The sequence below is a fragment of the Hyalangium ruber genome (genome assembly GCF_034259325.1).
Lineage (GTDB): Bacteria > Myxococcota > Myxococcia > Myxococcales > Myxococcaceae > Hyalangium_A > Hyalangium_A rubrum.
Genome location: NZ_JAXIVS010000022.1, coordinates 17,467 through 34,749 on the forward strand (window position 1 = coordinate 17,467; position 17,283 = coordinate 34,749).

Here is a 17,283-nt window from a genome sequence, read left to right on the forward strand (position 1 = left end):
CTTGCTCAGGCGGTGACCCGCTCCTGAGTCATCGGCTGCGCCGGCCGGGTCTCCAGGCCCAGCTCGCGGCAGATGATGAGGAGCTCCTCCACGCGGTGGGCGCAGGTGTGGCGCGCCAGCACCGTGCGCAGGCCCCGCAGGGCGAACTCGCGGCGCATGGCCTCGTCCGCGAGCAGCTCCGCGAGCATGCGCTTCATCTCCTCGCCCGTGCGGGCGACGAGGAAGTCCATTCCTGGCCGGAAGAGGCCCTCCGCGTCCCACCAGGGCGCGCTCACCAGGGGGATGCCGCACGCCAGCGCCTCGAAGGGGCGGATGGTGGGGATGCCCGGCAGCGCCCGGACATAGGGCCTGCGTGGCACATGCACCGTCACCTTCGCTCGGGCGAAGGCCTCGGGCGCCTCGTGGTTGGGCAGCCAGCCCGTGTAGGAGATGCCCGCCTCCGCCAGCGCCTCGCGCGCCGACTCCGGGTAGCGCACGCCGTAAACCGTGGCCTTCAGCTTCAGCGCCTCCACCGGCTTCAGGAGGTATTCATGCAGCTCGGCGGTGCGCTCGTCGTCTCCCCAGTTGCCAATCCAGACGAGGTCCTCACTCCGCTCGGTGCCCGGCATGGGGCGGAAGACACGCGTGTCGGCCGCCTCGTGCCACGTCCAGGCGCGGCGCGCCCAGCCCTTGGAGACGTAGAGCTGGCGGATGACCTCTCCGAAGGCGAGCACGCCGTCGTAGGGGTTCAGGTCGTAGCTGGCCAGCTCGTGCGGCGCGGTGACGCTGCGGTGGTGGGTGTCATGGAACAGGAGCCGGAAGCGGCCGCCCTGTGCGCGCAACTGGCCCAGGCGCTGGACCAGCTCCGGCGTACACCACTCGTGGACGATGACCAGGTCGGCGCCCTCGACGGCGCCCTCCAGGTGGAGCGTGCGCGGGTCGTACCGGAGCGGGCGCACGCGCGGGTAGGTGAAGCGCACCGCGTCCAGCGCCTCCTTCGCCCGGGGCTCGGCCAGGAGGTTGCGCATGCTCCAGGCATCCCCGGGCTCGTAGACACGGACCTCATGCCCCCGCGCGCAGAGTTCCGTGACGACACCCCGCAGGAAGTGGGCGTTGCCGTGGTTCCAGTCCGACAGCAGCGAATGACAGAAGAGGACGACTCTCATGAGACGGGTCCCTCGAGCAGGGCCGCCGGTTTCCCGGAGGCGCGGGGAAAATGACGCCACGCGTGAGCCCTTCGCCCCCCCTGGGAAAAGGAGAGGCGACGGAGCCGGCGACAGCACCCGGCCCCGTTGCGCGCATCGCGACTCGCTTGGTCGTGGCCGAACCTAGGCAGGCGTGCATGGGGCCGGAAGCCCTCCCAGCCCATGTCCGGCCGGCGTACAGGGCGATCAGCCGCCAGTGAGCAAGTGCTTGAGACTCCAGGGCTTTCAGGGACTCGACACCCCACCTGCCCTGGCCCCGCGGGGCGATTGACGGGCTCCAAGGTCGTCCGTCACGCTCACAACGTGTCAGGTCGGTGGCCAGGGCTCGCGGAGGCGCCGCAGCCCCCATGACGCAAGATTTGCGGCCTCAGATGGGCGAGCGCAAAGTTTGCGTGTACTCAAGAGGATTCTTCCCCTCTGTTCATTGGGGAACACTGCTTGCAGTATTGAGGGGCCTTACCCGAGGGCCCCACCGTGCGAGAGCCAAGCATTGCGATTTTGTCGGACCGAAAGCCGTTTCGAGAAGGCATCGTCCGTTTCCTGCAGTCCCAAGGGCTTCAGCACATCACCGAGTACGACTCGGGGGCGGAGCTGGTGCGAGACCTGCGCAGCGTGGTGACGCGGCTGGTGCTCATCGACATGGAGCATCGCTCGGAGGCGCCCTTCTCCCTGCTGCTGGAGGTGCGCCGCCACGCGCCTGGCTGCACGGCCATGATTCTGGGAGCGACGCTGCCGAGCGCGGCGGCCAACAGCGACGGTGACGCCGCCACTCCGGAGCGCGGGGTGCTCGGAGTCGATCCGCAGATGCTCATGGCGGTGGCGCAGCTGGCCCAGGCGAACGCCGAGCCTGGCACGCTTCAGGCCCAGGAGCCCCAGCGCCAGCGCTGGTCCACCCTGACGCCCCGGCAACGCGAGGTGCTGGGCTACCTCTCCACCGGCTCGGACAACCTGAAGATCGCCGCCCACCTGGGCATCTCCGAGCGGGCCGTGAAGGCGCACGTCTCCGCCCTGCTCTCGCTCTTCAGCGCGGAGAACCGCACGGAGCTGGCGGTCCTCGCCTGCCGGGCCGGGATGCGGCCTCCCCACCGCAGCCAGCCGACTCCGCCTCCCTTGCCCCAGCCCCGCCTCGCCTGAGAGCGCCTCCGGAGCGCGCCCGCCCCACGGGACCGTGTCGCAGGTGGGACGACATGCCCTGGAGAGCGATCTCCTCGGAGCGCGTTTCGGTTGAAGATGTCGAAGTCACGGCAATGTGACACATCCAATGCACGGGAGCGTCTCGCCGACGCCTCCGTGCTGGGGGGGTGGAAGACCATGGGAACGATCACCACGGGAGGTGCGATGCACCTCCTCGAGGAAGCGACGACCGTTGTGGACACCGCGGAGCGCGTCGCCTCCGAGTTGCGCTACCCGCTCACGGCCCTGCGGCTGTCGGCCGAGGGGTTGTTGAGGCAGCTCCAGGACACGCAAGGCGACCCGACAGAGATCGACGCGGCGCAATCCCTCATCCACTCGGTGGAGCGGATGAGCCGCATGGTCCAGACCTTCCTGGAAGTCCAAGCGTCCGAGCTCACCTGAGCGAGAGCCCCACACGCGGGCCGAGCCCTTCACCTCGCGAGGCGGGGGCTCGGCACCTGCCCGCTCTGTACGCTGGTCCACGGAAGTCCTGCCCGGACCGCCAGTGGTGGCACCGGGGCTCTATCCCCAGCATGGGCGGGGGTTCAGCCGGCGGGCGGCCCTGGGAGGCAGGATGCTGCGCCAGCTGTGGGTCACCGAGCTTGATGCCGTGCGTCCGGGCGCGTGGGAGGCCTGGACGCTCCTCTCGACGGAGTTCCCCACGGTGGCGGTGTTGCCGCCGGCCTCCGATGAGGGCGCCGAGGTGGTGCGCCTGGATGTCGAGGAGTGGCGCTCGCCGGACTTCGATCCCCTTACGTGGGATCCGCGCGTCTTCTCGGCGGAAGGGGCGCCGGTGCTCGCGCTGCACCTGGAGGGCGCGCGGGGGGCGGAGCTCGCCATGGCGGCGCTGGAGATCCTCACGCGCTACCAGGCGCTGGTGGGCCGGCGCAACCGGGCCTCCTCGACGCCGTTGTTCGAGCGCATCCTCAAGAAGCACCGGGAGCTGCACGACATGCGCAAGCCCCTGGTCCGCTCCGACTACCTGCACGCGCTGGACGCGTGGCAGTGGGTGCTGCGGCTGGAGCCGGGGGCGGAGCTGAGCGTGCAGGTGGCGGCGCTCTTCCATGACGTGGAGCGGCTGCTCTCGGAGCCCGACTTCCGGGTGGAGCATCACGCCACCGACTACCAGGCCTTCAAGGACGCCCACGCCGAGCGCGGCGCGGAGCTGACGCGCGCGCTGCTCTCGGAGATGGCGGTGGACGCGGCCACGCGCGAGCGGGTGCGCTGGCTCGTCACCCGCCACGAGCGGCCCGGCGAGGATGAGGGGCTGGCGCTGCTCAACGACGCGGACGCCCTCTCCTTCTTCTCGCTCAACGCCTCGGGCTTCGCCCGCTACTTCACCCCCGAGCACACCCGCCGCAAGGTGGCCTATACGCTCGCCCGCCTCCGTCCCCAGCACCACGCGCGGCTGGAGTGGATGCGCCTGGCGCCGGAGGTGCGGCTCCTGCTCGACGACCAGTTGCAGGAGCTGCGCTCGCCCTTTCAGGAGGGCGTCGCATGAAGCTCGTCATCTTCGGTCTCACGGTCAGCTCTTCGTGGAGCAACGGCCACGCCACGCTCTGGCGTGGGCTCATCTCCGCGCTGGTGGCGAAGGGCTACCGGGTCGTCTTCTTCGAGCAGGACCTGCCCTTCTACTCCCCGCGCCGGGACCTGACGGAGCTGCCGCAGGGTGGAGAGCTGGTGCTCTACTCCTCGTGGCAGGAGGTGTTGCCCCGCGCCCGTCGGGAGCTGGCGGGCGCGGACGTGGGGCTGGTGACGTCCTACTGCCCGGATGGCGTGGCCGCCTCGCGGCTGGTGCTGGACTCGAACGTGCCGGTCCGCTGCTTCTATGACCTGGACACGCCCCACACCCTGGAGCGCGTCCAGCGAGGCGAGCGTGTGGAGTACCTGCTTCCGAACGGGCTGGGCGCCTTCGACCTGGTGCTGAGCTACACGGGAGGCCGTTCGCTCACGGCGTTGCGGGAAGTGCTGGGCGCGCGCCACGTGGCGCCCCTCTACGGGAGCGTGGACCCGGGCATGTACTATCCGGTGCCGCCCAAGCAGGTCTACTGGTCGGACTTCTCGTACCTGGGCCCTCACGAGGAGGCGCTGGAGCGCTTCTTCCTGGAGCCCGCGCGGCGGCTCCCCCGGCGGCGCTTCGTCCTCGGAGGAGAGCGCTACCCGACGGACTTCGCCTGGCCGCCCAACCTCTTCCTCGTCCAGCACCTGCCCCCCACCGAGCACCCGGCCTTCTACAGCTCCTCGCTGCTCACGCTGAACGTGACGCGCGGCCCCATGGCGGAGCTGGGCTACTGCCCCTCGGGGCGCCTCTTCGAATCGGCCGCGTGCGGTACCCCCGTGCTCAGCGACAGCTGGGAGGGCCTGGGGACGTTCTTCCGCATCGGCGAAGAAATCCTCGTGGCCCGCAGCACGGAAGAGGCCCTCGAGGCCATCTCCCTGCCAGCGGAGCAGCTGATGCGCATCGGCCGGGCCGCCCGGGAGCGGGCCCTCACCGAGCACACATCGGATCACCGCGCCGAGGAGCTGGTCCGGCTGCTGGAGGCCGCTCACTCCCCCTACACCCGTCCGCCCCGGCGCCCCGAGCCCCCCTCCCCACAGGCGGGCGCCTTCAGCGCAAGGACCTGAACCCAACGCTGGCGGTCGGGGACGTGTCGAGAGAAGAACCGTCGCGCGGCTCCGGAGTCCCTCGCCTCTTTCGTTCCAGGCCCTCCCGCCAAAGCTTGTGGGCATGAGTGACATGAACGGCAAGCGCATCGTGGTCCTCGGGGGAACGGGCTTCCTCGGCTCTCACCTGTGTGAGCGACTGCTGCGCGATGGCGCCGAAGAGGTCATCAGCCTCGACAACGGCATCACCGGTGACGAAAGCAACGTCACCCGCCTGTCCGAGCTGGGCAACATCCTCCCCGTGCGCCACGACATCACCGAGCCCATCCGCCTGCTGGGGCCGGTGGACTACGTGTTCAACCTGGCCTCGCCCGCCTCGCCCATCAACTATTCCCAGTTGCCCATCGAGACGCTGCGCGTGGGCGCGCTGGGCACGGAGAACGGGCTGCGGCTGGCGCGCGAGAAGGGCGCCGTGTTCCTCCAGGCCTCCACATCGGAGGTGTACGGAGATCCGCTCGTACATCCGCAGCGAGAGGACTATTGGGGAAACGTGAACCCCATCGGCCCGCGCGCCTGCTACGACGAGGCCAAGCGCTACGGCGAGGCCCTCGTCATGGCCTACCACCGCGCGCACGGGGTGCGCACCCGCATCGCCCGCATCTTCAATACCTATGGGCCGAAGATGCGGCTGGTGGACGGCCGCGTGGTGCCCGCCTTCATCGGCCAGGCGCTGCGCGGCGAGGACTTCACCGTGTTCGGCGATGGCTCGCAGACGCGCTCGTTCTGCTACGTGCGGGACCTCATCGATGGGCTGGTGCGGCTGGCCCTCTCGGACGTCCTCGTGCCGGTGAACCTGGGCAACCCGCGCGAGATGACCATCCTCCAGCTCGCCGAGGCGGTGCGCACCGCGGCGGGAGGTGGAGGCCGCATCGTCTTCCAGCCGCTGCCCCGGGAGGACCCCAAGCAGCGCCGCCCGGACATCTCCCGTGCCCGGCTGTTGCTGGGCTGGGAGCCCCAGGTGTCCCTGGAGGAGGGACTCGCGGAGACGCTCGCGTACTTCCGCAAGGTGCTCGGCATCAGCGCTCCAGCCGGGTACGAGAGCACGGAGCAGGGCCCGCTGCTCATGTAGGCGTTACCGAGGGTCAGCGCTCCCAGAGCGCGCCCAGTTCCAGGGCGAGCTGGGCGAACGGCTCGGCCTGCACCGTGACGTCGCCCAGGTGCGCGCCGGTCCGAGTCCACTGGCCATCCTCCAGGCGGTACACCTCCAGCACATGAGGCCGTGGGTCCACCAGCCACAGGTGCTTCACGCCCTCGCGTGCGTACGAAGCCATCTTCTGGACGCGATCCAACGCCTCCGTGGAGGGCGATAGCACCTCACAGACCCAATCGGGTGCCAGCGTCATCGCGGCGGTATCGGGCAGCTCCGGCAGGCGTTCGCGCCGCCACCCGGCCAGGTCTGGCACCAGCGCCTCGCCACTCAGGTGCAGTTCGGGCTCGAACAGGAGCACCCAGCCGCCAGGGCCCTCCCCCTCCAGATTCCGGTCGAACGGCCGCAGCGCTCCGCTCAGTCGGAAGGCCGCTCGGGCATGCCGGGGCCTCGGTCGGGGACTCACATAGAGCTCGCCCCCGACGATCTCCCCCACGAAGTTGGAGGGAACCGCCTCCAGATCTTCGTATGTGGCCTCACGCCGTGGCGGCCTGTCGCTCATCCGCTCAGGATGCAGCCCCGCCTGTGTCACCGCAACCGGCCCCTCTACCCGCCCTTGGACATGCTCGCTCATACGCCCAGCATGCACCCTACCTCTGACATCCTCTCTCGGTGGCGCTACTCTGTAGGTCGCAGGAGCACCTTCCCGGGATACCATTGGCAATTCATGATTTTCTTGCTATCCAAGAATACATGAAAAACCACATTTTCAAGGCGTGCGTCGCTGCCCTCGTGTCCACCGCGTGCGGAGGCGAGCTGCCTGAAGCAGATGAGGCGCTCTCGACCCGAGAGCAGGCCGCCTACGCGGGCGTGAACGGCTCCTACTGTCTCGAGAGCCCCTACAACTGCAAGCTTCAGGCATCTGGCGGCAATCGCGTCCCCACCAACGATCCCGCCGATGACAACTGGGGCCTGGTAACGGGCGTCCTCATCCGCGACGGCAACGGCACCGTGATGGGCACCAACACCCGCACCAGCTCCGCCTTCAACTACGGGCAGACGCGCACCTTCGCCGGCGAGCTCCATGCCTTCGCGGTGTCCACCTCCAACTCGAGCGCCGGGTGGCTGCCGATCTCCGCCATCCTCGGGCGCACGTCCTTCGAGCAGAAGGTCGGCCACGTCTCGGCGCTGGGCGCGGGCCTGGCCAAGCTGGGTTGCTACTCCGTGCGCAACTCGCACGACACCACCCTCGAGCTCAAGAAGGTGGTCTACGACAGCCAGGCGACCCATGAGCGCGCGGGCGACTACCTGCCGCTGGTGCGCGCCAACGGCCTGCGCTCCGCCAACCTCACCTTCAACGTGCCGGGCTTCGCCCTCGGAGGCCCCGCGGTGGACCACTTCCCCGCCGGCACCAAGTTCCAGCGCCTGGACGTGCCCACCGACAATGGCGCCCCGTCCATCGACATCCCGCTCTGGGTCCAGGACAGCGTCGGCCGCTACCGCCAGCAGTCGGGGACCATGAAGTTCATCTACGGCTACGTCATCGCCGCCACCGGCACCAAGCGCAACGGGTGGATGGCCTACGACGCGCTCCAGGTCAGCTCCGGCTGCCCCTGAGCCTCTACTGAAGGCCCAGCCTCGCTCGAGCGCTACCGCTCGGGCGAGGCGGACCCCTTCTCGCGTTCCGGGTTACGGCGTCCCCGCGTCCGGCTTCTTCTCCGGCCTGCGCAGCGGACACGCCACGATGGCTCCTTCCGGATCGATGGCGTCCTTGCCGGACTCCACCTTGAGGATCTTCCGACCCTCGCCAATCACGAACGTGTAGCGCTGGGCGAAGGACACCACCGGTGTCTTCACGTCGAACGACTTCACCACCTTGCCTTCCGGGTCGGGGATGAAGGCGAACGGCGCCTTCAACGATTCCTTGAACTTCTTCAACGTCACCGCGTCATCCATGGAGACGGCCAGGACCTGGCCGTTGAGCTTCTCGATGTCCGCGTACCGGTCCCGGTACGCCGAGAGCTCGCGCGTTCAACCAGGTGTGAACGCCTTGGGGAAGAAGGCCACGATGACCGGGCCCTGCTTCACCATCTCCGACAACGTGTACGTCTTGCCGTCAGTGTCCGTCACCGTGAAGTCCGGCGCCGTGTCACCAACTTGCGGGACGGCTCCCGAAAAGAAGCCCGTCACCAATATGGGAAGGAGCATGCCTCCGTCTTAGTGGCCCGCCCGCCTGCAAAGCAAGCTGGCCCGGAGTGCCACTGTCAGCCGCCCGCCATCCGCGCCCACACCGCCGAGGCCGCCTCGCGCGCCTGATCCGCCACCACCGTCGGGTTCACCGACAGCGGCCGGCGCGCCCACAGGCGCCACGTGCCCTCCACCATCACCGCCTCCACGTGCCGCGAGCCCAGGCCGAACACCACGTGCCAGGCCAGGTTCTCCGCCGAAAGCGGCGTGGCCGGCAGGTAGTCCAGGATGAGCAGGTCCGCCAGCGCGCCCTCGCGCAACGGCCCCACCGGCGTGTCGAACGCCTGCGTCGCCAGCCGGTGGCCATTGGCCAGGTAGCGCAGCACGTCGATGGGCTGCCCCGCCTCCTGCGAGCGCAGGTACGCCGCCTGGGCCTCGGCGAAGAGATCCGCGCACAGCCAGTCGGCGCCCAGCGTCGCCCGCGCGCCGAACTTCAGCGCCGGCGCGTACCCCACCTCGAGCCGCTGGTTGGAGCGCGGCGTGTGGACCAGCCACGCGCCCGTGCTGATGACCTGCGCCAGGTCCGCCCACGCCAGGTGCCCCGCGTGCGCCATCAGGCTCTTGGGCGACAGCAGGCCGTTGTCCATCAACCGCGACACCGGCGCCGCCCCGTGGCGCTCCACCGAGAGCTTCTCGTCCAGCGGATCCTCCGCCAGCGGCAGGTGCAGCCCCGTGTTGGTGGAGGCCAGCGCCTCCTTCAGCCCCTCCAGCGCGTCATTGCCCAGGGTGAAGGTCGGCCCGGCGCCCACCTGGCCCCGGAAGCGCCCCTTGGCCTTGCGGGCAAAGCCCACCGTCTCCTCCAGCCCTTCCTCGCGCCCCACCGCCCCCATCCGGTCCGTCACCGCGTAGGAGAGCACCCCGCGCACCCCCACCTCGTGCAGCCCGCGCGCGACCCGTACCAGCGAGCCGGAGATGGCCTTGGGCGAGGAGTGCCAGTCGAACAGCGTGGTGGTGCCGCATTGCAGCGCCTCGAGGCCTCCCGCGCAGGCGGCCACCTGCACCGCGTCCCCGTCCAGCGCGCCCTCGTAGCGCCAGCGCACCTTCTCCAGCACCTCCTGGTAGCTGTCCAGCTTCGGCTCGGGCATGCCCCGGCCCAGCGACATGTGCAGCCGGTGGTGCGCGCTCACCAGGCCCGGGAAGACGAGCTTGCCCGACAGGGCCACCACCTCGTCCTCCGGCCCGGGCCGCAGATCCGGCCCGCGCGCGACGATGCGCTCGCCCTCGATGCGCAGGTCCACGCGCTCGACGACGGCCGGCTCCAGCTCGACGACATTTCCACCCTTGAGGACGGTGCCCAACGGCCCTCCCACCACGAAGAACGGCGACGTATCGCGTCATACCGGGCACCCCACGCTTCGGGGCTCCCGGCTCTGTCCGAGGTTACCACCGCCTCCGGCGCTGGCCAGCGGTGGCGGCACAGGCAATCGACTCCCTGGGGTCCGCCTGACTCGCCCTCAGCGAGCGGCGACCGGGGGACGGGGCTCGCCCTGGGCTGGCCGCTCGGCGCTGCCTGCCCGCTTGAGCTTCACCACCTCCGCCGTCACTGTCACGCTGCTGGGCAGCGGCACGAAGAAGAAGATGGCGCCCAGCACCTTCTGTACGGGCAGGTACTGCGTCTGCCGGAAACGGACGTTGATGGCGCCATCCCCGCCCATCTCCCGCACCTGGGGGATGAGCACCTCGCGCAGGCCCGCGTCGATGTCCGTGCCCACCACGTCAATGAAGCCGAGCAGCAGCACGCCCGAGCGCGTGGCCTGCACCACGCCCAGGCTCTCGTAGGGCTCGGCGATGTCGCCCGCGGCGAGGAAGGTGTCCGGGCCGCCGGGCTGCGAGGGGATGGAGGCGGTGTTGATGACGGTGCAGCCGGTGAGGGCCACGAGCGAGAGGGCAAGCACGAGACGCATCGAAGGAGGCCTCACGGAGCAGACAGGAACTGGATGACTTCGCCGGTGACCACCACCGAGCGGTTGCGCGTCTTCACGCCTCCGCCCGAGCCGCTCAGGGCGCTGGAGACCGATTCGGAGAGGTCCGAGACCCGCTCCACCTCGGTGGGTGGGTTCTCGTCGTTGAACTCGATGTGGATGACGCCATCGCCGCCCATGCCCAGGGCCACCTGGGAGAGCGTGCCCCGGATGGTGCCGTCCAGCCCAGCCTCGCCCATGTCCGACACGCCGGCGACGGTGACGCCGTAGCCCGTCACCTGCGCGAAGCCCAGCGTGCGGTAGGCGCGTGGGGCGCCACCGGTGCTCAGGTAGACGCCGCGCTCGTCGGCGGAGGGACGGTTGGACAGCGGCGAGCCGCGCACCGTGGCGCCGCAGCCGGTGGCCACCACCAGCAGCAGGGGGAGCAGCAGTCTCATAGCGAGGTACCCGGGACGCTCGTCACCGTGCCGGTTCCCGGAGGTGCGCCGCCGGGCTCGAGCTTCACCACCTCGCCGGTGAGGGTGGCCTCGTTGGGCAGCGGCAGGAAGAAGAGGATGGCAAAGAGGATGCGGGTGGGCAGCGTGTACTGCGTCTGCTGGAAGCGCACGTTGATGACGCCGTCGCCGCCCATGTTCCAGATCTGCGGCATGAGCTGCTCCTCCAGCGTCCCCTGAAGGTCCGTGCCGGCGGGGTCCGCGAAGCCGAACAGGAGCACACCGCGCCGCGTCGCCTGCACCACGCCCATGCTCTTGTAGGGCCCGGGGATGTCCGAGGTGGAGACGAACACGCCCCGGCTGCTCCGGTCGGCGGGTACCCGCGCCACGTCCACCGTGGTGCAGCCTCCCAGCACCGCCACCCACCCCAGCACAAGTACCAGCCGACCCCACATGCGGTGCGCCCTCCGTTGCCGCGGACGCGGAGCGTGGGGCGGGAAACACCCGTGGGCAAATTTCCGGCTTCCCCGGTCTCCTGCCCGGCAATCAGGCGGCGGCGCGCCTCAGGGAGATAGGACGGGGGCCTCCGGCTACGTAGACTGCGGCCCGCCTTGAGCGCCCCGGATCAGAACCCCAACTGGATGGGCCCTTACCGCCTGAGCGCGCGCATCGCGACAGGTGGCATGGCGGAGGTGTACCTCGCCCGCCGCATCGATGAGGACGGGCGGCGCGGCCCCTCCGTGGCGGTGAAGCGGCTGTTGCCCCACCTCATCAATGACCGGCGCATCGTCCAGATGTTCCTCAATGAGGCGCGCATCACCGCCCAGGTGCGTCACCCTCACGTCGTCTCCATCCTCGAGCTGGGGATGGCCGAGAGCGAGCCCTTCATCGCGATGGAGCTGCTGGAGGGCCGCTCGTTCGCGGAGGTGCGCCAGGAGGCCGCCGAGCGCGCCCGCCGCGTGCCCCTGGGCGTCACGTTGCGCGTGCTGGTGGATGCGTGCCGGGGGTTGGACGCCGCCCACCGAGCCGTGGACGAGGCGGGCCGCCCGCTGCGCATCGTCCACCGCGACTTCACCCCGGACAACATCCACGTCGGCGTCAACGGCTCCATCAAGGTCATCGACTTCGGCATCGCCAAGGCCGAGTCGCTCGGCTCCGGCACCGAGCCCGGCACCCTCAAGGGCAAGTTCTTCTACATGTCGCCGGAGATGATCGTCGGACAGACGGTGGACCACCGCGCCGACATCTTCGCCGCGGGGGTGATGCTCTACGAGCAGCTCTGTGGCCGCCGCCCCTTCACCGGCCTCAACCCCGAGGAGGTGCTCTCACGCATCGCCGAGGGCCGCCCCCGCCCGCCCACCGACTTCGACCCCTCGGTGCCCCTCGCCCTGGAGCACATCTGCCTCACCGCGCTCCACCGCCAGCCGTCGGCGCGCTTCGAGACGCTGCAGATGTTCATCGACGCCATCGAGAGCGTGGGCGGCCCCGCCGAGGTCGCCACTCCCGAGCAGGTGGCCGCCTACGTCGAGTCGCTCTTCCCGCTGGACCGGGACCCCAAGCGGCAGGCGCTGCAGCGCGCCCGCTCCGCCGACCCTTCGGACTCGGGCTCCGAGCCGATTCGGCCCCTGGTGGACCTCGCTCGGATCGCCGCCGCCCAGGCCGCCAGCTCCGCCACGGTGTCGGTGCCGCCTCCGCCCGCGCCGCTGGCGCCCGTGGCCTCCGCGCCCCCCTCGCTCCCTCCGGAGCCCGCCACCCGGCCCGCCACGCCCTCCGCCAAGGCGCGCACTCCCTCCACCGAGGCGCGCTCTCGTGGCCCGGGGCGCGCGCTGCTCCTGGCCGGGGTGCTGCTGCTCGCGCTCGGCGCGGGCGTGACCTTCCTGCTGCTGCGCCCCAGCATGCCTCCGGCCGAGCGGCTCACCACCGCCGAGGCCTCCTCCACCCGCGAGGCGCGGACCTCCGCCCTGAAGGGGTTGGGCGAGGACCCTCGCTCCACCGCCCAGGAGCTGGCGCGGGCCGGGGCGCTGCTCATGGACGTGGGCGCGCATGACGCGGCGCTCGAGCTGGCGGAGGCCTTCACCCGGCGCTTCCCTCGAGAGGTGGAGTCGCACCTGCTGGCCGCGCGGGCCGCGACCGAGACCCGCATGGGCAAGCGGGCCGAGCGCGCCATCGAGGAGGCCTCCGCGCTGGCCCCCGGAGATGTGCGTCCCATGCTCGCCCTCGCCGAGCTGCGCGAGCGCCAGGGGGATGTGTCCGGCGCGGCGGCGGCGCTCTCCAAGGCCTACGAGAAGCGCCCCAAGGACACCCGGATCGCCCCGCGCTACGGGCGGCTGCTGTCCCTGAGCGGCAAGCTGGACGAGGCGGCCGAGGTGCTCGGCGCCTGGACCAAGGACAACAATGACGCGGAGGCCCTCGCCGAGCTGGCCTTCGTGCGCTACCGCCAGGAGCGCATGGACGACGCGGCGGCGCTGCTCAAGCGCGCGCTGCGCAAGGCCCCCAAGCTCGCCGTGGCGCACTACTACCTGGGCGCCGTCCTGTTCCACCAGGGAGACAGCACGGGCGCCGAGCGCGCCTACCGCGAGGCGGATCAGCTCGCGCCCCAGGATCCGCGTGCCCTCGCCGCGCGCTGCCAGCTCCATGCCCGAAAGGGCAACGCGGCTGCCGTGGCCGAAATCCGACGGGAGCTGGCCTCCCGCTTCCCGGACCGCTCCGAAGCGCTGGCGGCGGAGTGCCAGGCGCGCGATTAATCCTCACGCCCTCTATGCCCTCCTCCTCCCGCCTGCTGGCTCTCGGCGCCGCGCTGCTCCTGCTCGGCGCCACCGGTTGCGACTCTTCCTCCACGCCTCCGGCCCAACCCGACGCGGGCACCCCGACGCCCGACAGCGGCTACCCGCCCATCGTGGACCGCACCTCCTGCTCCGGCCTCACCGTGGGGCCGGGCGACCACGAGTGGACGGTGCAGCACCAGGGTCGCGCCCGCTCCTACAAGGTCCACGTGCCTTCGGGCTACGTCGCCACGCGCCCCACGCCCACCGTCATCGCCTTCCACGGCTTTGGCTCCAACGCGCTGGAGCAGGAGGGCCTCAGCCAGATGTCCCAGGTGGCCGACGAGGAGGGCTTCATCGCCATCTACCCCACGGGAGTGAACTACCCCGAGGCGCTGCGCAACCCGGACGCGGGGCTGGACGACACGCGCAGTTGGAACGGGGGCGGGTGCTGCGGCCCGGCGCAGATCTACAACGTGGATGACGTGGGCTTCGTGGAGGCCCTCTTCAACGACCTGGACACGCGCGTGTGCGTGGACACCCGGCGCACCTACGCCACGGGCATGTCCAATGGCGCTTTCTTCTCGTACCGATTGGCGTGCGACCGGGCCGAGCGCTTCGCGGCCATCGCTCCCGTGGCGGGCATGGAGAACAACACCTCCTGCGAGCCCCGCCGCCCGGTGCCGGTGATGCACTTCCACGGCACCGCGGACACCACCATCCCCTTCGACGGAGGCACCATCCCCCTCGGTCGCCCCTACACCTCCGCGCCGGCCACGGTGGCGCGACAGGCCAGCCGCAACGGCTGCAACGGAGCGCTCCAGGAGACGTACCGCCGGGGGGACAGCACCTGCCAGACGCACACCGGCTGCACCGCCCCGGCCACCCTCTGCACCATCCGGGACGGAGGCCACACCTGGCCGGGAGGGCTGATGCCTCCCGAGTTCGGCCACACCACGCGGGACCTCGACGCCACGCGCGAGATGTGGCGCTTCTTCGAGGCGCACCCCCGTCCCTGAGCGCGAGGCCTTCCCTGAGCGCCCGCGCCCTCATCATCAACGCCGATGACCTGGGCTACGAGCCCGCCATCACCCGGGGAATCCTCCGCGCGATGCGCGAAGGGGTCGTCTCCTCGGCCACCTTCATGGTGAACACGCCCTACTCCGAGGAGGCGGCGCGCCAGGCCGGCGGGCTGTCCATCGGTCTGCACCTCAACCTCGCGCGCGGCAGCCCCGTGTGGCCTGGCTTCCCTCGGAACTTCCTGGTGGACGGTGCCTTCTCCGAGCCCCTCGCGCCCACGCTGCCGGTGGAGGTGGTGGAGGCCGAGACCCGCGCCCAGCTCGAGCGGCTCTCCGCGCTGCTGGGCCAGCTGGCCACCCACGTGGATGTGCATCGACACTTGCACCAACACTCGAACGTGCTCACCGGGGTGGCTCGCGCCGCCCGGGCCGCGGGGCTGCCGGTGCGCTCCATCCATGAGGCCATGCGCCGCGAGCTCCAGGCTCAGGGTGTGGCCACCAACGCGCACTTCGTGGGCGAGTCGGGCGCCGAGGCGTACTGGACGCTGGAGCGCTTCGAGGCCGTGCTGGCCGCGCTGCCTCCCACCGGCGTCACCGAGCTGATGTGCCACCCCGGCTACCGCCCCGAGATGTTCAAGGGAAGCTATGCGGCCCAGCGCGAGGTGGAGCTCGACACCTTCCTCCACGCGCGGGCCCGCGAGGCGCTCGCCCGCGCGGGGCTCACCCCCACGGGCTTCGGCGCCCTCACAGCCGGGCGCTGACCTCTTCCAGGACGCGAGGATTGGTCTCCTCGGCCACCGGCCAACCCGGATCCGGCGTCAGCGCCAGCGTGTTGCGCACCCGGGCGATCAGCTCGTCGGCGCGGTAGGGCCGTGAGCAGAGGATGGTGCCCTCCCAGGCCCAGGCCGGAAGCTCCGCGCCGGCCAGGAGGATGGGCACCGGCCGGGCGCGCGGCAGGGTGGCGAACGTCTCCAGGAAGAGGCCCACCTCCTTCTGCGAGGCGCTGGCCGACAAGAGGATGATGTCCACCGGAAGGTGCGCCGCGTCCCGCAGCGCGTCGCTGCCGTTGCGCACCGTGAGCACCTCGAAGCCCTCGGCGCGCAGCGCACGCTCGGCCTCGGCCTCCTGCAGCCGGTCCTCGTCCAGCAGGAGCACGCGCGGCGGGAGCTGCCGCACCTCGCGCGCCGGCATGCGCGGCAGGCACACGGTGAAGGTAGAGCCCAGGCCCTCGGCGCTGGAGAGCGTGAGGTTGCCCCCGTGCAGGTTGCAGATGGAGTGGCTGATGAAGAGCCCCAGCCCCAGCCCGCCGAAGTTGCGGTGCGACACGTTGCGCGCCCGGTAGAAGCGCTGGAACACCTGCGACTGGTCCGCGCCGGGGATGCCGATGCCGTGGTCCTTCACGTGGATACGCGCCTGGCCATCCAGCTCCTCCAGCTCCACGTGGATGGGCTCGCCCGCGGGGCTGTACTTGTGCGCGTTCTCCAGCAGGTTGACGATGACCTGCTCCAGCCGGTCCCGGTCTCCCTGCACCCACAGGCGCCGGGGCGGCATGTCCACCGTGAAGGAGCGCTCGAAGGCGTGGCGGAACTGGTCCACCACCTCGGCCACCAGTTGCCCAATCTCCAGCGGCGAGCGGTGCAGCTCCAGCTTGCCCAGCTCCAGCCGCGAGGCGTCCAGCAAGTCATCCACCAGCCCCACCAGCCGGTCCACCTGCCGCTTGGACTTGAGCACGCTGGAGAGCTCCACCGGCTGCCCGGCGCCGATGCGCCGCTCCATGGTGAAGAGGCTGAGCTTGAGCGGCGTCAGCGGCGTCTTCAGCTCGTGCGAGGCGATGGACATGAACTCCTCGCGCACCCGGAGCGCCGCCTGGGCCTCTCTCAGGAGCCGCGCGTTCTCCACCGCCACCGCGAGCTGGCCCGCCGCCGCCGTCCACAGGTCCAGCTCGCGCGCGGAGAACGAAGCGCCCTGCTCCTTATAAAGGAGCAGCAGCCCTACCGTGCGCCGCGGCGCGCACAGCGGCACCGCGGCGAAGATGGAGCCCATGGAGTCGCCATAGCCCCGCTGAATTCCAATCTGCGCCCGCCGCGTCCCCAGCGCCTGCTGGAAGGGGTCCGCCGACGGGTCAAAGGCATCTTCGGGAGACTCCGTGCTGGCCAGGTCCGACACCGCCGCGCGTCGCAGCGTGCCCTGCTGGCCCTCCTCGCAGAGGAACACCTCGGCGCGCCGCACCCGGGCATAGCGCACCAGGGCCGTCACCGCGGCGGCGCACACGCTGTCCACCTCCAGCGTCTCGCCCACCGCGCGCGCCACCTCCTGGACGACTTGAGAGAAGGCCTCCTCGTCATCCAGCCCCGAGGGCTCGAAGAGCAGCCACATGCCCGGCGCCTCGCCCTCGCAGGGAGGCCGCACCTGGACACGTACCTGTCGCATCATGTGGGTAATCACATGGCCGACGTGCTCGCGCTCCTCGCGGACGGCGCGCTCCAGCGCGTCGCGGCCCCTGCCGAACTCCAGGACTTCGAGCAGGTTGCGGCCGAGTGTCGGCGCTACTCCCACCTTCCGGGCGAAGTCCGCCTCCAGCCACTGCACTCGCAGATCCGTTCCCACGCGGGCCATGGCCTGCGGCAGGTGGGAGAGGACGTTTTCGAGGTCAGGGGGAAGCATGGGAGGGGCAATCACCGAAATAAGGGTGCCCCACCCCGATCGACAACCCACCCCCTGGTTTTTCCTGCGTATCCGACACCTGCCCCGTTCTAGGGCGGACAGAGCATGCGGGGGAGCCTCCGGGGCT

The 17,283-nt window shown here is 70.6% G+C and carries 17 protein-coding genes; 9 read left to right on the forward strand and 8 right to left on the reverse strand.

All coding sequences use genetic code 11. The features are described from left to right. Window positions 1–5: 5 nt before the first annotated feature. Window positions 6–1,145, reverse strand: a complete 1,140-nt coding sequence (locus SYV04_RS39980; RefSeq protein ID WP_321551346.1) for a CgeB family protein — start codon at window positions 1,143–1,145, stop codon at window positions 6–8. 537 nt (window positions 1,146–1,682) lie between these two features. Between SYV04_RS39980 and SYV04_RS39985 the strand changes: the two genes are divergently transcribed. The 5 genes from SYV04_RS39985 (at window position 1,683) to SYV04_RS40005 (ending at window position 6,090) form a co-directional block, all read left to right on the forward strand. Beyond that, a complete protein-coding gene (locus SYV04_RS39985; RefSeq protein ID WP_321551347.1) occupies window positions 1,683–2,318 on the forward strand; it encodes a helix-turn-helix transcriptional regulator in 636 nt (211 codons plus the stop codon). 177 nt (window positions 2,319–2,495) lie between these two features. Beyond that, the gene (locus SYV04_RS39990) at window positions 2,496–2,759 is read left to right on the forward strand and encodes a histidine kinase dimerization/phospho-acceptor domain-containing protein (protein ID WP_321551348.1); all 264 of its coding nucleotides are present in this window, start codon (window positions 2,496–2,498) and stop codon (window positions 2,757–2,759) included. Window positions 2,760–2,931: 172 nt separating this feature from the next. Then, entirely contained in the window at window positions 2,932–3,858 is a 927-nt protein-coding gene (locus SYV04_RS39995; protein WP_321551349.1) for a DUF4202 family protein, read from the forward strand. Then, the gene (locus tag SYV04_RS40000; protein ID WP_321551350.1) at window positions 3,855–4,982 is read left to right on the forward strand and encodes a CgeB family protein; all 1,128 of its coding nucleotides are present in this window, start codon (window positions 3,855–3,857) and stop codon (window positions 4,980–4,982) included. Before SYV04_RS39995 ends, SYV04_RS40000 begins: the two co-directional genes overlap by 4 nt. Before the next feature lie 112 nt (window positions 4,983–5,094). Beyond that, a complete protein-coding gene (locus SYV04_RS40005) occupies window positions 5,095–6,090 on the forward strand; it encodes a UDP-glucuronic acid decarboxylase family protein (RefSeq protein ID WP_321551431.1) in 996 nt (331 codons plus the stop codon). 13 nt (window positions 6,091–6,103) lie between these two features. Here SYV04_RS40005 and SYV04_RS40010 read toward each other — a convergent pair whose 3' ends face one another. After that, window positions 6,104–6,670, reverse strand: a complete 567-nt coding sequence (locus SYV04_RS40010) for a Uma2 family endonuclease (protein ID WP_321551351.1) — start codon at window positions 6,668–6,670, stop codon at window positions 6,104–6,106. 191 nt (window positions 6,671–6,861) lie between these two features. On the opposite strand from SYV04_RS40010, the gene SYV04_RS40015 reads away from it, so the two are divergent. Beyond that, window positions 6,862–7,725 (forward strand): hypothetical protein, encoded by an 864-nt coding sequence (locus tag SYV04_RS40015; RefSeq protein ID WP_321551352.1) that lies wholly within the window; start codon window positions 6,862–6,864, stop codon window positions 7,723–7,725. Window positions 7,726–7,797: 72 nt separating this feature from the next. On the opposite strand, the gene SYV04_RS40020 is transcribed toward SYV04_RS40015, so the two are convergent. The 5 genes from SYV04_RS40020 to SYV04_RS40040 form a co-directional block, all read right to left on the reverse strand. Beyond that, window positions 7,798–8,316: a peroxiredoxin gene (locus SYV04_RS40020; protein ID WP_321551353.1), complete on the reverse strand. Its 519-nt coding sequence runs from the start codon at window positions 8,314–8,316 to the stop codon at window positions 7,798–7,800. A 56-nt stretch (window positions 8,317–8,372) separates the two neighbouring features. After that, window positions 8,373–9,653 (reverse strand): amidohydrolase family protein, encoded by a 1,281-nt coding sequence (locus SYV04_RS40025; RefSeq protein ID WP_321551354.1) that lies wholly within the window; start codon window positions 9,651–9,653, stop codon window positions 8,373–8,375. A gap of 156 nt (window positions 9,654–9,809) precedes the next feature. Continuing rightward, entirely contained in the window at window positions 9,810–10,259 is a 450-nt protein-coding gene (locus tag SYV04_RS40030) for a hypothetical protein (protein ID WP_321551355.1), read from the reverse strand. An 11-nt stretch (window positions 10,260–10,270) separates the two neighbouring features. After that, window positions 10,271–10,714, reverse strand: a complete 444-nt coding sequence (locus tag SYV04_RS40035; RefSeq protein WP_321551356.1) for a hypothetical protein — start codon at window positions 10,712–10,714, stop codon at window positions 10,271–10,273. Continuing rightward, entirely contained in the window at window positions 10,711–11,166 is a 456-nt protein-coding gene (locus SYV04_RS40040; protein ID WP_321551357.1) for a hypothetical protein, read from the reverse strand. The genes SYV04_RS40035 and SYV04_RS40040 overlap by 4 nt, the downstream gene beginning before the upstream one ends. 186 nt (window positions 11,167–11,352) lie before the next feature. Here SYV04_RS40040 and SYV04_RS40045 point away from each other — a divergent pair, with 186 nt between their 5' ends. The 3 genes from SYV04_RS40045 to SYV04_RS40055 are packed head-to-tail and all read left to right on the forward strand — an operon-like array spanning window position 11,353 to window position 15,253. After that, the gene (locus SYV04_RS40045) at window positions 11,353–13,455 is read left to right on the forward strand and encodes a protein kinase domain-containing protein (RefSeq protein ID WP_321551358.1); all 2,103 of its coding nucleotides are present in this window, start codon (window positions 11,353–11,355) and stop codon (window positions 13,453–13,455) included. A 14-nt stretch (window positions 13,456–13,469) separates the two neighbouring features. Beyond that, on the forward strand, window positions 13,470–14,492 hold the full coding sequence (locus tag SYV04_RS40050; protein WP_321551359.1) for an extracellular catalytic domain type 1 short-chain-length polyhydroxyalkanoate depolymerase: 1,023 nt from the start codon (window positions 13,470–13,472) through the stop codon (window positions 14,490–14,492). Then, a complete protein-coding gene (locus SYV04_RS40055) occupies window positions 14,459–15,253 on the forward strand; it encodes a carbohydrate deacetylase (RefSeq protein WP_321551360.1) in 795 nt (264 codons plus the stop codon). Before SYV04_RS40050 ends, SYV04_RS40055 begins: the two co-directional genes overlap by 34 nt. Here the strand turns inward: SYV04_RS40055 and SYV04_RS40060 are convergent. Further along, window positions 15,237–17,156: an ATP-binding protein gene (locus SYV04_RS40060; RefSeq protein ID WP_321551361.1), complete on the reverse strand. Its 1,920-nt coding sequence runs from the start codon at window positions 17,154–17,156 to the stop codon at window positions 15,237–15,239. The genes SYV04_RS40055 and SYV04_RS40060 overlap by 17 nt on opposite strands. Window positions 17,157–17,283: the final 127 nt, after the last annotated feature.